At 43.8% G+C, this 14,534-nt stretch carries 15 protein-coding genes; 9 read left to right on the top strand and 6 right to left on the bottom strand.

The window, feature by feature from the left end; translation table 11 throughout:
- The first annotated feature begins 247 nt into the window (after positions 1 to 247).
- Together AB4274_RS21165 and AB4274_RS21160 are read left to right on the top strand one after the other, a co-directional pair.
- A complete protein-coding gene (locus AB4274_RS21165; RefSeq protein WP_017068432.1) occupies positions 248 to 514 on the top strand; it encodes a DUF3081 domain-containing protein in 267 nt (88 codons plus the stop codon).
- Between the two features lie 34 nt (positions 515 to 548).
- Positions 549 to 1,160 (top strand): CIA30 family protein, encoded by a 612-nt coding sequence (locus AB4274_RS21160; protein ID WP_017068431.1) that lies wholly within the window; start codon positions 549 to 551, stop codon positions 1,158 to 1,160.
- Positions 1,161 to 1,291: 131 nt separating this feature from the next.
- Here AB4274_RS21160 and AB4274_RS21155 read toward each other — a convergent pair whose 3' ends face one another.
- Positions 1,292 to 2,317: a zinc-binding alcohol dehydrogenase family protein gene (locus tag AB4274_RS21155; protein ID WP_372113136.1), complete on the bottom strand. Its 1,026-nt coding sequence runs from the start codon at positions 2,315 to 2,317 to the stop codon at positions 1,292 to 1,294.
- A 156-nt stretch (positions 2,318 to 2,473) separates the two neighbouring features.
- A complete protein-coding gene (locus tag AB4274_RS21150; protein ID WP_372113173.1) occupies positions 2,474 to 3,241 on the bottom strand; it encodes a glycine betaine ABC transporter substrate-binding protein in 768 nt (255 codons plus the stop codon).
- A gap of 268 nt (positions 3,242 to 3,509) precedes the next feature.
- Here AB4274_RS21150 and AB4274_RS21145 point away from each other — a divergent pair, with 268 nt between their 5' ends.
- Positions 3,510 to 4,442 (top strand): LysR family transcriptional regulator, encoded by a 933-nt coding sequence (locus AB4274_RS21145; protein WP_102428016.1) that lies wholly within the window; start codon positions 3,510 to 3,512, stop codon positions 4,440 to 4,442.
- Positions 4,443 to 4,589: 147 nt separating this feature from the next.
- On the opposite strand, the gene AB4274_RS21140 is transcribed toward AB4274_RS21145, so the two are convergent.
- A complete protein-coding gene (locus AB4274_RS21140) occupies positions 4,590 to 4,976 on the bottom strand; it encodes a hypothetical protein (protein ID WP_017068428.1) in 387 nt (128 codons plus the stop codon).
- A 472-nt stretch (positions 4,977 to 5,448) separates the two neighbouring features.
- Here AB4274_RS21140 and AB4274_RS21135 point away from each other — a divergent pair, with 472 nt between their 5' ends.
- Complete coding sequence (locus tag AB4274_RS21135; RefSeq protein WP_372113134.1) at positions 5,449 to 6,432, top strand: hypothetical protein; 984 nt, start codon at positions 5,449 to 5,451, stop codon at positions 6,430 to 6,432.
- A 113-nt stretch (positions 6,433 to 6,545) separates the two neighbouring features.
- On the opposite strand, the gene AB4274_RS21130 is transcribed toward AB4274_RS21135, so the two are convergent.
- Positions 6,546 to 7,739 (bottom strand): benzoate/H(+) symporter BenE family transporter, encoded by a 1,194-nt coding sequence (locus AB4274_RS21130; RefSeq protein ID WP_372113132.1) that lies wholly within the window; start codon positions 7,737 to 7,739, stop codon positions 6,546 to 6,548.
- A 97-nt stretch (positions 7,740 to 7,836) separates the two neighbouring features.
- Here AB4274_RS21130 and AB4274_RS21125 point away from each other — a divergent pair, with 97 nt between their 5' ends.
- Positions 7,837 to 8,403: a helix-turn-helix domain-containing protein gene (locus AB4274_RS21125; RefSeq protein WP_372074251.1), complete on the top strand. Its 567-nt coding sequence runs from the start codon at positions 7,837 to 7,839 to the stop codon at positions 8,401 to 8,403.
- A 113-nt stretch (positions 8,404 to 8,516) separates the two neighbouring features.
- On the opposite strand, the gene AB4274_RS21120 is transcribed toward AB4274_RS21125, so the two are convergent.
- Positions 8,517 to 9,566, bottom strand: a complete 1,050-nt coding sequence (locus tag AB4274_RS21120) for a cysteine synthase A (protein ID WP_372113130.1) — start codon at positions 9,564 to 9,566, stop codon at positions 8,517 to 8,519.
- Positions 9,567 to 9,736: 170 nt separating this feature from the next.
- Between AB4274_RS21120 and AB4274_RS21115 the strand changes: the two genes are divergently transcribed.
- The 3 genes from AB4274_RS21115 (at position 9,737) to AB4274_RS21105 (ending at position 12,248) form a co-directional block, all read left to right on the top strand.
- Positions 9,737 to 9,952, top strand: coding sequence for an acetyltransferase (locus tag AB4274_RS21115; RefSeq protein ID WP_136980010.1), 216 nt, complete (start codon positions 9,737 to 9,739; stop codon positions 9,950 to 9,952).
- Positions 9,953 to 10,508: 556 nt separating this feature from the next.
- On the top strand, positions 10,509 to 11,390 hold the full coding sequence (locus AB4274_RS21110; protein ID WP_017068424.1) for a hypothetical protein: 882 nt from the start codon (positions 10,509 to 10,511) through the stop codon (positions 11,388 to 11,390).
- Positions 11,391 to 11,456: 66 nt separating this feature from the next.
- On the top strand, positions 11,457 to 12,248 hold the full coding sequence (locus AB4274_RS21105) for a hypothetical protein (protein ID WP_017058652.1): 792 nt from the start codon (positions 11,457 to 11,459) through the stop codon (positions 12,246 to 12,248).
- Between the two features lie 202 nt (positions 12,249 to 12,450).
- On the opposite strand, the gene AB4274_RS21100 is transcribed toward AB4274_RS21105, so the two are convergent.
- Positions 12,451 to 13,242, bottom strand: a complete 792-nt coding sequence (locus AB4274_RS21100; protein ID WP_017068423.1) for an MBL fold metallo-hydrolase — start codon at positions 13,240 to 13,242, stop codon at positions 12,451 to 12,453.
- A 114-nt stretch (positions 13,243 to 13,356) separates the two neighbouring features.
- Here AB4274_RS21100 and AB4274_RS21095 point away from each other — a divergent pair, with 114 nt between their 5' ends.
- Complete coding sequence (locus AB4274_RS21095; protein WP_372113128.1) at positions 13,357 to 14,322, top strand: GlxA family transcriptional regulator; 966 nt, start codon at positions 13,357 to 13,359, stop codon at positions 14,320 to 14,322.
- The last annotated feature ends 212 nt before the right edge of the window (positions 14,323 to 14,534 follow it).

The raw sequence follows: 14,534 nt of genomic DNA, 5'->3' as shown, positions 1-14,534 counted from the left end.
AAATTAAGCTCGTCTTTATCTTGGGGGTTAACGTTGTTATTCGAGTTTGTTACGCACGCTTCGCTCTGGATTGAACAGATGTATGGAATGATGATGAAATATTAGAAAACAGCGGTTTATCGAGAAGGTAAGACCCTTTCAGTGATCGGGGCACAGAGGTAAGCCGTAAGGATATGAAAGAAAGACGTAGGCAATCTAAACACCAAAGATCAGCCTATTCTCAAAGATGACGCAGCGGGAGTAACACATGGACAACAGAATCACCATTATTGAATTTCTCAGAGTATTTGAGTTTATTCGCTCTTCCGGTGAGCAACGGGACAACAAATATCTAGTTGGCGAAATGACGGCTTGGCATGATTACGACGGTTACACCTGTTGGCTAAGCTATAAAGACGTCACGGTGACGCTGATGTTTCACGGTTCGCTAAAAATTGAGTACGACAACGCTTCAAATTACTCTGAATTTATTGAGCATTGTATGGGTATGCTTGCCACTGAACCTTCTCCATAAAACGCGAACAGACTAACGGGTAACGGAGACAATCATGAACGAAACGGCTTCATTACTTAAGCGAAGACACCCTTTTTGGCTAGTACTCAGCCTCTCCTTTTTATGGTCTCAAGTATCTGTAGCAGGCATAGGTATGATTGATTTTATACAACCGAACGAACACAAGAATTGGACAGCGACCAACGACGATGTAATGGGTGGCATCTCAACGGGCGGGCTCATTTATCTTGATGATATGAGTCGATTTAGGGGCGAGCTATCGTTAGAAAACAATGGTGGTTTCAGTTCTGTAAAGCGCTCCATTGAATCACCTGCCCATGAAATAGATAGTGCAGAGCTATTATTCTTTGGTGATGGTCGCACCTACCAACTGAGGTTTACAACATTGAAGGACGGCAATCGAGTTCAATACAAACACGATTTTGATACCTTTAAGGGACAGCAACTTAACAAGGTGTTCCACTTCAATGATTTTCAAGCGGTATTCAGAGGTAGGCTACTGAGCGATGCACCGGAACTTAAGGCACGAGACATCAAACAAATCGGCTTTTTGATTGCAGACAAACAGCCATCGCCTTTTGAGCTAGACCTAATACAGCTTCACTTCAAAACATCGCAACCTATCACATCACCAGAAGCTGACTAAGCTGACTAAACTGACTAAACTGAAAACAAACAAAAGCCCCTGATACCTTTTGACTAGCAATCAGATATCAGGGGCTTCTTCTATTTAAACCGTCAACAATTCAAAACAACGGCGGATTAAAACATCAGCAATTAGTATTTGATGGCTGTTTTACCAATCGAGGCACTGCTTTCAATACGTTGGTGTGCATCTTTGATTGTATCCACACTAAAGCCATTTAGGGTCTTGGTTAGCGTCGCTTTAATACGGCCCGCATCAATCAGGTTCGCAGCTTGGAATAAGATGTCTTGCTGCTTCTGGATATCTTCAGTGTTAAACAGTGAACGTGTAAACATCAGTTCCCAAACAAAGCCTGCTGATTTTCCTTGCAGCGCTGATAAGTCAATGCCACCGTCAAACTCTACGATCGAACTGATCATGCCTTGCGGTGCAATCAGCTCAACCATCGCATCCCAGTGCCCTTTTGTGTCTGCAACATTGAATATGTAGTCGACATGTTGAATGCCTTGCTCTCGCACTGACTCGACAAGGTTACGGTGGTTCACCACATAATCCGCCCCCATATCCCTTACCCATTGTTCCGTTTCAGGTCTTGAAGCTGTTGCGATAACATTTAGGTTGGTCAGTTGCTTAGCCAGTTGAATCGTAATTGAACCAACGCCGCCCGCTCCACCAATGATCAGGATAGACTTTTTCTCTTCAGGACGAACACGCAAGCGGTCAAACAACGCTTCCCATGCTGTAAGCGTTGCTAGTGGCATAACGGCTGCAGCTTCATCAGAAAGGCTCTTCGGCGCTTTAGCGGTAATACGGTAGTCCACAGCTTGGTATTCTGCGTTAGCCCCCATGCGTGTTACGTCACCCGCATAGTACACACGGTCACCGACTTCGAAGCCTTCAACGTCAGCACCTTTACCAACAACTTCACCGACTGCGTCATAGCCCAGCACTTTTGGCTGCTCAAGAGTTTTGTCTTTGGCATTACGAATACGAATTTTAGCGTCAGCAGGATTGATAGAAGTCGCGCTCACTTTTACCAGCAAGTCATTATTTTTTAGTTCTGGCAGACTCGTTTCAAACTCAAATAAACTGTCTTGCTCTGTAATCGCAAGTGATTGAGTAAATCCGATAGCTTTCATTTTTGATGGTACTGACATTGTGCTTTCTCCTTGAATTAGACGAGTTAATCTTAGTCAATTCTCACTCTAGATAAACCGCCTAATATTTGAATAATTCTCAAATAATTTTTGATAGTGGTATTGCCGTTATCTGAGTAACGCAGACGTCTCACTGCATTGCCAACGGCTTAAAGGCTAAATCAGGCCTTTCTCAATCAACCAATCATGTGTGACTTGATCTTGTGGTTTACCTTCACGGCAAACTTTGTAATCCAGCTCTGCGATGATGTCGTTCGAGAAGCATAGGGAATCCAACTTCTGAATCTGTTGTTCGCTGAACAGATGCTTCTTGTCGTCTCTTAAAAGAAGCACTGCTCTGTCCACTATTCCGAGTAGGCCTTTTGGCTCTTTGAGCTCACGAATATCGTAACGATAGTGCAAAAACTGAGGTTTCCACAGTGGCACTACCACCCACTCTTTGTTTGCGACTGCACTTTCAAAGGCACTGAAACAATCGTCTTCACTGCCAGGAAAGAACTGGTAGCCGGCATCGCTCAGGCCATAATCTTTCATCATCTGGATAGAGAAGCGTGTGATACCAGCGCCGGGGTTGATGCCTTGAATGGTCGAGTTCATTTTCTCGATCACTTCAGCTTTTAATAAATCAGAGACTTCAGAAACCGCCGCTTCAGGCACATAGTCTGGTACGCCCCACAAAGCATAAGGTTCATAATGAAGCCCAAGCTCGATAAGTGGCTCAACTTCTTCAACGCCCGCTTTGTAGATACCGTGACTTGATGGCAACCACGCAGAAGAAAGCATATCCACTTGGCCTGCTTTCAGCTTTTCAAAGTTCTCCTGATGTGGAGAGAAAATACGCTCTACCTCAAAACCCATGGATTTCAATACATTGGCAACCAATGATGCGGTCGTACGGTGGAACGACAAATCCGTTACACCCATTGTGATTTTCTTAGTCATCTTATCCCCCTAGATCGTAGACTTCGTCCATACGATGTGTACTGCGCTACGTTGTCGATATGGAAAAATGATAGTGAGAAAATTACTGATGAAAAACAGCCTCACATTTGAATTATTATCAAATTAATTTTGACAATTAAGTGTTAGAAGCTAACTTAGAAGCGATAATTAGAGATAACCCATTTGCAGATTATGATGGGGAAATATCCCAATTCCATGTTTAGAACATAATTCAATATAGGTAGATAACATGCTTCTTGAAGACTTACAGGTCATTTTGAAAGTGGCGGAGTTTCGCAGTATCACCGCTGCAGCCACCAACCTCGATATGCGTACTGCCACAGCAAGTGCAGCGGTAAAACGTGTTGAAGCGGCACTCGGTGCGGAGTTATTTGTAAGAACCACACGCCACCTAAGGCTCTCTTCAGCTGGCGAGCGTTATTTACCGGAATGCGAACAAGCCTTAAAGATGTTGGAGCAAGCGAAGCTCAACATGCGCGAAGAGCTCGGGATTCTTGATGGTGAAATTCGAATTGCGCTTTCATCGGATCTAGGACGCAACCTAATCACACCTTGGTTAGATGAGTTCTTGCTTGAATACCCAAAGGCGACGCTTCGTACTAGCATCAGCGATAGCAATATCGACTTCTACCGAGATTCTGTTGATATGGCGCTGCGTTACGGCTCCCCGACCGATGCCAATATGTATGGTTTTAAGATATGCGATGTGCCGAGGATATTGTGTGCGGCTCCTGACTACTTGGCTGAAATGGGAACACCAAAACACCCGAGTGACTTAGCGCAGCACAATGGTTTGCTTTACCAACTCCATGACATGTTGCAAGACGAGTGGGTGTTTAACGATGGTACTCAAGATCATAAAGTGAAACTAAAAGGAAATCGCGCTTCGAACGACGCAGACCTTGTAAGACGTTGGTGTATCGCTGGTAAAGGAGTGGCAATAAAATCTTGTTTAGACATGTCACCTCATCTGCTTTCAGGCGAAGTGGTTAAAGTTATGCCTGAGTTTAAGCCGACCCCTACCGAGCTGTGGTTAGTGTGTCCAAGTCGTCAATCCATCACCCCGACTGTGCGTCTACTGAGAGATTTATTCAGAGAGAAGACCGCTGAGATCCTTTCGCAACTGAGCAAACAAGGCATCATAGAAAGCACAACATCTTAAGATTGAATGCCGCTTAAAGATAAGAAACAGAGAGACAAAAAAGGCGTTAGCGAACTCAATTCACTAACGCCTTTCATCATTAGAACATCATAGCTTCATGATGAACCTTAATAAGAGTACTTAGTTTAATACTCTTAATACAAGAGCTTAGTTTGACTCGTCTTCAACATCGCAGTCTGCACAGCACTGAAGAGCAATCTCATGTTCGAAGGTGATAGTGTCTTTACCATCTTCTACTAGCTCTGCGATTTCGTCTGCCACTTCTTTTTCATCATCCGCTTCGATTCCGCTTTCTAATTCTTCTTCTGAATAACCAAAGAAGTTAAGCAGTAAGTACTCGCGAGCTTCTTCTTTCGTGCAAACCACGTCTGCAGAAAGATCAGGAGTAACCTCGCCTTGTGCAAGTGTCGCTGTCACTTGTGCGATAGCATCGTCTTTCATCGCAGGCGTTAACCAACCAAGATCAGTACTTACTGTCGTTTTTTTACAGTCGAAGCAAGGCAGTTGGTGAAAGTAGTATTGAAAGGTAGTCATAGGTAAATTCTTCTTTAAATGTTGTATAGCGAGATTATGCGCGTTTTGTAGCAAAATACTATCTCAATCACAACCTGAAACCGCTTCATGCTGAGTATTTTTACCAGCGCCGCGCAAGCTGATGTGATCATCCTATAAAAGCGCTGTTTTACCCATGCTTACTCAGCTTTACGCTTGTTTACATTTGTACGGGTAATATATGCCTTATCAGATAACAAGCGTGGCACCTCACAAATATTTGGGTCATTGCTTAGCTTCATCGCTCCAACTATTAGCTATGAGTTCACGGCTTACTTAACTACTTAACTACTTAACTACTTAACTACTTAACTACTTAACTACTTAGCTACTTAGCTACTTAGCTACTTAGCTCGGATTTGTTTGAAATAGCTTTGTTTTCAATTAACTTACTTGCACTTGGCTTATTTTGAACCACGCTTATTTAAATCACCCCTTCTCGGATACCCAATCAATGATCATCACAAAATATCAAGCCCTTGCCCTTTCATCAGTTGCTTTGCTCGTTACAGGCTGCTCACCATCATCAGATACACCCTCGGTCAGCAACGTCAGTGATTACCAAGGCTCAGCGAGTATTACTCAAGGGTTGGCGACCACCGTTGAATCGAATCTCTTTGAGTGTGCAAACAGACGTAGCCGAGTGGCGGGCGTCGGGGAGATTACGGACTCAGAAGGAAAGGTTTGGACGGTTCCAGCCAAAAACAACTTTTCAACAGGGCCGAAAGCCTTTGATCTTTATGAAGAGTGCTCAAACACCACGCCAAGCAGCCTAGCCGAAGTCGATCAAAGCTCTGTACCGGTAGCTGTTGTGGATCAAGACGGTGAGGAAATAACAGGTTATATTTTTGCCGATAACTATTTCGAACTTTATATCAACGGCAAGTTAATCGCGGTAGACACCGTTCCTTTCACACCGTTTAACTCAAACATCGTCAAATTTAAGGTGAAGAAGCCTTACACGATTGCGGTGAAAGTGATTGATTGGGAAGAAAACCTAGGTCTTGGCAGCGAAGATAACCGCGGAAAGGCATACCACGCTGGTGATGGTGGCTTTATCGCGAGCTTTAGTGACGGAACCGTGACAGGTCCAGACTGGCAAGCACAAACCTTTTATACCTCACCGATTTATGACCTGACTTGTTTGAGTGAAGTGGACGGGAAGCGTCTTTCTGAAAGCTGCACCACGGAAGGAACTGACCACGGTCAAGATGCCTACGCCGCTCATTGGGAAACACCAACCAACTGGATGAACCAAGAGTTCGATTCAACATCTTGGCCTCAAGCATCAGTATATTCAGAAGACGATATTGGCGTGAACAATAAAAAAGCGTACATGAACTTTATCGAAAAATTCAGTGGTGCTGGCGCAAGCTTTATCTGGTCGACAAATGTCGTTCTCGATAATGAAGTGCTACTGAGATACGAAGTTAAGTAGCTTTATTCCTTTGTAAGCAAGCCCAGTCACAAGTATGACTGGGCTTACTACTCAAACAACTTGCTGGTGTTTCTAATTCACAGCGAACCTGATCATAATCTTGAGTCGTTTCATTACGACGAAGTTTGCGAAGTCTTGCTTGCTCCACGTGACTTAGCTTTGTAATTGTGTAACCAGCAACAAAACAACCCGATACACAAACCCCAAAATGCACTGCCGATTCCCAGTAAATTAGTACCAGAAGCAGTGAATAAGAAAGTAAGCAATGCGGGTTCTCGGTAATGACTGTCTGCCATTGATACCGCAAGGCAATTCATCAAGGTCGGCATCACCGCTAAGCCAGCAACCGCAATGACAATCTCGGAGGGCACAGCGCTAAACAGCGACACAAATGACATACCCATCACACCAGCTAACAAGTAAAACCCGCCCATACAGATCCCAGCCATATAACGTGTCTTGGGGTTACTATCCGCATTCGGGCCCATACAAATAGCGCCCGTAATCGCTGCAAGGTTATACGCAAAGCCACCAAACGGCGCGAAAATCAAACCTGTCACCCCGGTGGTGGTAATGATCTTCGATGAATCGACTTGGTATCCATTCGCTTTTAGAACCGCAAATCCCGGTAAGTTCTGTGAAGCCATCGTCACTATAAACAGTGGGATACCGACACTGAACAACGAAAAGAACTCAAAATCGGGCGTGATGAACACTGGGGTCGTTAATCCCATAGTCACCTGACTAACATCGAGTTTGCCAAAACCCACACACATAACCAGTGCGATAATGAAAATGCTTGGGATCAGTAAATTTCCTAACCGCGCTTTCGCCAGAATAAATACAGCGAGCATGACCGCTACGACTTGTGCCTCTTCCATTAGCGACGTGAACAAACCCAAACCGAATTGCAATAGAATCCCCGCGAGCATCGCAGAGGCAATCGATGTTGGGATCTGTTTTAGGACTTTCTCAAATATCCCCGCCAATCCAACTAACGTGATCAACATCGAACTGAACAAAAACACGGCCACAGCCTGATTCATTGTCAGCCCTTCAAGAGATGTGATTAACAACGCCGCTCCAGGCGTCGACCACGCTGTAACCACAGGCTTCTTGTAATGAAACGAAAGCAGTATTGTGGTTACGCCCATGCCAATTCCCAACGCCCAAAACCATGACGCCACTTGCTCTTCAGTTGCTCCAGCACTCATTGCCGCTTGGAAAATAATCGCCGCGGCGCTCGCATAACCAATGAAAACAGCGATAAAGCCGGTACTGACGTGAGAAAATTTTAGCTTAGTCATGTTAATTTATTCCTGTGTGCGTTATAACGTCCATAGACCAAACCTAGCACCGTGCGCTATAACGCACAACTTATTTGTAAAAACTTGTAGAGAAAATATGCAAACAGAAATTAAAGTTGGCGTTAACTTGAAACGCCTTCGCCAAGAAAAAGGCTGGAGCTTAGACAAAACAGCGAAAGCAACAGGCGTGAGTAAAGCAATGCTAGGACAAATTGAACGTGGAGAATCCAGCCCGACAGTCGCTAAGCTCTGGCAAATAGCTTCTGGGTTCGAGGTGTCACTTTCAAGCTTTATCACTGCTAGCCCAAACAGTGAACTGACGAGTTTATTCAGAGACGCAAACGAACTAAGACATGAGGAATACAACATTGGCTTTTTCGTCAGTTTGTTGTTTCCTTTTGAGGAAGCACTAGGATTTGAAATATTCGAACTCACCCTAGCACCCGATTACCAGCATGAATCCGCCCCACATAACGCAGGCGTCACTGAGCACATCTTATGCATTTCAGGAGAGATGGCCGTGATGTTTGATGATGAGTGGCATACGTTACGCGCAGGACAAGCTGTTCGCTTTAATGCTAACCAGACCCATGCCTACAAAAATATCGGTGAAGGAAACGCCGTATTTCATAATGTGATTCACTACCCTAATAACAAGCAATAGTGCCGGTTCTGGCGCTAACAGATGTTTAGCTCTAACCGGATGCTTAACGCTAACGGATATTCAGCGCTAACGAAAGAGCTGGCAGACCACTGGCCAGTATTCACTTAGAACGACTATACGTTGACGACCATGCTGCCATCTTCTGCTTGATAACGCGCCCATAGTTGAGAAAGGTTTTCTTTATTAAGCTGTATCTCTTTTTCTTTCAGAAACGCTTCGTTGTGCAGCTTCGAATACGAGCGCTCAGCAAGGTCACAGCTGAATGTAACGATGGTTTTCCCTTTCCCCATTCTAGCCGCAGCGTATAGCGCGCCTGCTACGTTTAACGACGAACTGCTTCCTAGAAGAATACCGTCATGTTCCGCAACAAGGCGGGATATCGTCACCAAATCCTGATCGGGAAGCGTGATTGCACGATTGATTTTTGCCTGCCTGAAATTTTCAACCGTTCGCATGATCCCTATGCCTTCCGTGAACGAACTTCCCGTTGATTGATAGTGTCCATTACGTAGAAACGAATAAATGCCGGACCCATTTGGGTCAACTAACCAAGTTTCGAGATTGGGTTGCTGCTCAGATAGATAGTGTGAGTTTCCGGCAATGGTTCCACCCGTCCCCACCACTGAAACTAGAGCATCAATATTCCCCTGTGTTTGCTGCCAGATCTCAGGTCCAGTATTTAAATAGTGCGCTCGATAATTACTGAGATTTTCAAACTGATCTGCCCACCAATAACTCTCATTTTCGACACCAATCCGCTTAGCCGTGTGGTAAAAATGTTCAGGGTTTGCAAAAGGACAAGGGTCGACCAATAACAGTTCAGCATTATAAAGCGAGATCATGCGCTCTTTCTCTTGTGCCTGCCCTTTTGGCATCACCACCAACATTTTGTAACCAAGGGATTTAGCGACCAGAGCAAGTCCTATTCCCGTATTACCAGCAGTACCTTCAACGATTGTCATTCCCGGCTTAAGCTTACCGGCTTCTATTGCATCCATAACCAACTGAAGTGCCGCTCTATCTTTAATCGAACCACCCGGGTTCTGGTGTTCGCACTTAATAAGAATCTCACAACCTGATATCTCTGAAAGACTGTTGATTCTAACAAGATCGGTATCGCCAATCAGTTCACTGAGATTGTTTGCAATATGGGCAGATGACATCGCGACTCCATTTATTTGTTGAGGATAAGTGTGTTCATCGATTGGGTTGTCGATGATCATAAGCGTAGCTCTGGGGTCTGCTTAGTCAAGAAGTGCCGGAATTGAAAAGACTCTCATTTTCCAAATAGCAATTATAATTAGGGGTGACCGATTAGATTGAGGGCAAAAAAATGTTTCTAAAAGAGAAAAAAACCGGTGACCTCGTTGATGTAACTGAAATGACCAAATTAACCAACTTATTTCAAGACAGTATCGAAGGTCGGTTTCAAGCAGGCGAAGAACAGCAAGACCCTGAGATGTTTAAAAAGTCCGAACTGATGTTTATGTCAGGGGAAGAGTTACCTCGATGCTGGACAGATCCAAACTACCGCTCAGGGACTAAATAACCTTAGCGCTTCCAGAGCACCCGATGAGTCGCAATTTAAGCTCTGTTCTAAAACTGTTTCACGATCGCCTTGTAGGCTATCCCCCTGTTAAAACATTCAGACGCATCTTTACTAGACACAAAAAGCGAGCCACTTGGGCTCGCTTTTGATTGTCTTTTTCTTGCTTAGACTTCAGTTCAGATTACAGAAGTTCTACCGACTGTTGAGCAATCACGAATTCTTCGTTGGTTGGCAAGCTATTATAATCGCACCTATTAACACGGGTTTGGACAAAAGTCAGTTAGGGTCGATGCTCTAAATAACCCTCTATTCATTACTTGATGTATTCTGACCGAACCAATCCCCCCACTAAAGTGTAAGTCAATGATAAACCCCCTATGTCATCACCGCTCTAACCATCACAAGGGATCAGATCGCAGAACTCCGAAAAGGTTCAACTGATTTAGGCAACAACGCCATGTTCACTCTAACGACTTGAGTTTCCGTCAAAATCATCAGATTTTTCTTTGAAGGGAGTATATATTGATGCGACTGAATGCATTGTGAGGAGAATAATATGTCAGTTCTGGATTATCAAGATGCTTCGAAAGAAGAGCTTCAAGAACTAGAAAACGAAAGGCTTGAGCTACTGAACGACTTTAAAGAGCAGTTGGCAGTGTTCTGTGATTACCTAAAGGTTGACTTAGACCAGCAAGCGACCTTGAAATCACTAGACACCGCAACAGCACTCACGCTTTCCTCTCCACGTTATATTCCTGCACAAAAGGGAATTTTAAAAATCTCAGCTCAAGGCTATTTAAGTATAAAATTGGTTGAGAAAGTCAAATCAACCACTACAGACATTGTTAAGGCGCTAGCCAAAAAAATTGCAGACTCTTCCCCAAAACTGCCATGCAATGACATTGCACTTAAAGGTTCCGTTGATTCCATCGCCGCAAAGCTGACTCAACGCTACTTGTTTGGCCATAGACGCTTTTATGACGTTGAACCAATTCCAGAAGTCCCAACATTGAGGAACGACGACTTAAGAGCTTTATGTGAACGTCACCTTCTCGATCGAGTAAAGGAGCGTTATACGTCTCACTACCACCGCTATAGATTATGGGACGGAAGAGCCATCGATTTATTTTCTAGCTACCTGTTTAATGTCAAAAGTGAAGAGCATAGTTTCTTTGATTCTAAGAACTTAATTCATCTTCTGAATAACACCCCTGCGCCAATCAAAAAAGAATGGTTTAAAGATGAATGCATCGAATGTTGGGAAGCGCTTTATGCAGATGGCCCACGTTATGCGTATACCGAGCTTGCCTACCCTGATGAGAGTGGTGTCATTTTTGAAGAATACGTACCACTAGACATGGTAAGTGAAGATGTATGGGATTCGCTTTATGAGCGCTATAAAAACAAACTGAAAGAACATGTCGAGTTCGCCCAATAACTCTTGTGTGTCTTACCTCTAATCAAAATTAAGCAAATAATTGTCAATAAAAGGAACAAAGAAAAAATGACCGCGACAATTTCAGTCAGCAAAAGTGCGATATTTGAGCTAATCATGGCTGGTTTAGAAGCTTATGCTGTAAAACATCAGGGCAGCAAGAGTATTTCTGTAGAAACCGCCGCTCACCTTTGGGGGTACGTGAACAAAACACATCCATTTAAATGTACGATAAATCATGTCTCTGTAGAGACGTCTGCAAAGCGAAAGCGCTCTTCAGTTGAATTTAGCTCTGAATCTCTTTTGATTAAAAAAGACATCGCGAAAGTGTTCGGAGACCAGTATCAATATATAGGAACCGCTCATTCTCACCCTTATTTGCGGGAAGAAAACATCGATGCCGCAAGAATTAGAAAAGACAAGTTGTATGAATTATCTGATGCTGATCATAAATGTGAGATTGGATATCCCGAAATTGAAGTGACTGGTAAATCGTACAGTGTAGCTTTGGTACTAACGGTTCATTCGATGCTTAAGGCTGATGATAGAAAAGATGGAACAAGCTTCGGAGAACCACTTATCGAGTTTTCTCTCGGCAATATCAAATTCTGGCTGTATGGCCGAGTTTTTGAGCATAAATCGAAGTCATCTTTGAGCGACGAGGAACGTCATTCTTATGAACGTTATAAGTTGGCCCTAAGTAATGTTCCCAACGATAAAATAGTTCCTGTGCCTCTAGAGACTGTGTTAGAAAGTGGTGTTTTTATAGATACATTGTGCAAAGACTTTGGCAGATTGAGGTTTTTAGATAATGAATCAGAATATGATTTAGCCACTGTTGCAGAGCGTAGATGGGGATAACGTTTCTGGCGTAGTCTCAGCTTACGCTTGTTTTGTTAGCGGCACTGGTTCAAGTGCTGCTATATGGTCTAAGATGTTTCACACTCTAAGTTAGTAGTTCTAAGGCGCTTTTGTCCCAAAGCATGGCGGCATAACACATCTCTGGACAGAAATCATTTAGACTATTTACTTAAATCGGGAGTCACCGGATTAGTTCAGGTATCTAAAACTCCAAGGTCTCACCATCAGCAGGAATAAGGACTTTATCTGACAAACCGTTTTTATCAATTGCTTCTTTAAGAATTGGTCGAGTCACTGCACAGTGATTGAGTGCCTCCATATGGTTCGCAACCACCTTATTAGGGGAAAGGCGAATAAACTCCATGACCTCATCAATAGACATCAATAACGGTTGACCAACGTCCATACGAGCACGACCTGCCGCGACTACTGTGATATCAGGTTTCAACTCAGTCAACGCTCGTTTTACATCATCGGTTAGAACTGTATCACCGCTAATGTAAATAGAAGGCTCATTGGGGAGCTCCAAGAAAAATCCAACACCATTAGCCATTACCTTGTGAATCCATCCATGGCCGTGCAAAGCCGGAACCGCGGTGAGCTTTCCGTCTAGAAAGTCGATAGTTTGCCAGTCTTCAATTCCCCAATTTACCGTTAAGTCATATTTTTCTAGGTAAGCCTTATCTTTGGCTGGTGTCGCAACTGGGATATTACGACTTGTTAAAAACGTCTCACCTGCCGGATCTAGGTGATCTCCATGTTGTAATGCCTTGATACCAAGTGTTTGACTGTGAGTAATTAAGGTATGAGTAACCTTGTTTAGTAGCTCATCGGCATTACTTGGCATCTCAACGGTTGGATTTTTCGCGGCCTTAGCCTTAATGACTGAAAACGGAGGCATAGAGCCTTTTTTCCCCAACATAGGATCAATAAGGATAAATTTTTCGCCAGATTCAATAATAAATGTTGCGCTACGTAGGTGGTGGATCTTCATAATGCCTCTCTAAACTCACTAACAAGCCATGTTCTCTATGAGATTTAGTATGCTTCTTTCTAGTTTCTTGTGATACTGTCTTGAAAGTCAACATTCGCGCAAATCGAGACACTTGTGAACAAATCAACCGAGCTAATTAAAATTACGATGGTAGCCTTTGAAGGCATCAGTGCTTTTCATCTCTCTGTGCCTTGTCTGGTGTTTCAAGATATCTTTTTCGGTCAGCCGGTTCGGTTTGACTTGAGGATCTGTTGCGAAAACAGCTTGCAGTTTGAAACAAGCTCTGGATTTGGTGTGGTGATCGATAGAGATTTGAGCGCTATTAAAGAGGCGGATATTGTGATTGTTCCAAGCTGGCCAAATGACCTGCCAGAGCCAAGTGAGCGACTTATAGAGGCGCTAATAGAGCATCATGGGAAAGGTAAGCTACTAGTAGGACTCTGCCTCGGGTCTTATGTACTTGCATGTGCTGGCGTTCTCGATGGAAAACGTGCCACAAGCCATTGGGCGTTTTCCGAACAATTTCAGCAGCAATTTCCTAAGGTGGATTTTGACCCAAACCCTCTATTTGTTGAACATGAGACTATCATTACCTCTGCTGGAGTAGCTGCTTCACTCGATTGTTGTCTACATATAGTGCGCCGTTTGTGTGGTAGTGAGCTTGCGAATGATCTCGCACGTAAGATGGTGACTGCGCCATCTCGTACTGGTGGACAGCAGCAATACATACCAGCACCAGTCAACATAAAACCTCTTACAGAGACAAGTATTAGCCTTGTGATTGAGCTGGTGGAGCAGAGCTTTAATCAGTGTCACTCACTAGATGAAGTCGCTGAGCGCTGTGCGATGAGTAAACGTACCTTCACACGCCAGTTTAAATCCACCTATGGCTGTACATTTGGTGAATGGCTGCAAAACCGACGTTTGGTGCTTAGCCAACGTCTATTAGAAACCACGAAACTATCGATACCTCAAGTTGCAGAGCAAGCGGGTTTTGGCTCTGACAGTGTATTCAGAAAGCACTTTAAATCGGCTTTTCATGTATCGCCGATTCAGTGGCGCACTACATTCAAGCAATAGTCTTAATTTCATTGAGGGCGATGGGGCTAGATCGTCGCATCTATTACTTTTTGTATCTGAAACCTTGCAAGTTCAATTCTAGGCGTTTTTGGGGCATCACAAGCCAGCCCTAACATCACTAGTTTGAAGCTACAAAATGATTTGCCGAAATCAATAGAATGAGTTTTGACTATCTCGCTATAAGGCCACTTAGCGATGGTCTATCCAACATA

The sequence above is a fragment of the Vibrio sp. 10N.261.55.A10 genome (genome assembly GCF_041470825.1).
In the GTDB taxonomy this organism is placed as follows: Bacteria; Pseudomonadota; Gammaproteobacteria; order Enterobacterales; family Vibrionaceae; genus Vibrio; species Vibrio crassostreae_C.
This window is presented reverse-complemented; position numbering and strand designations above follow the sequence as displayed.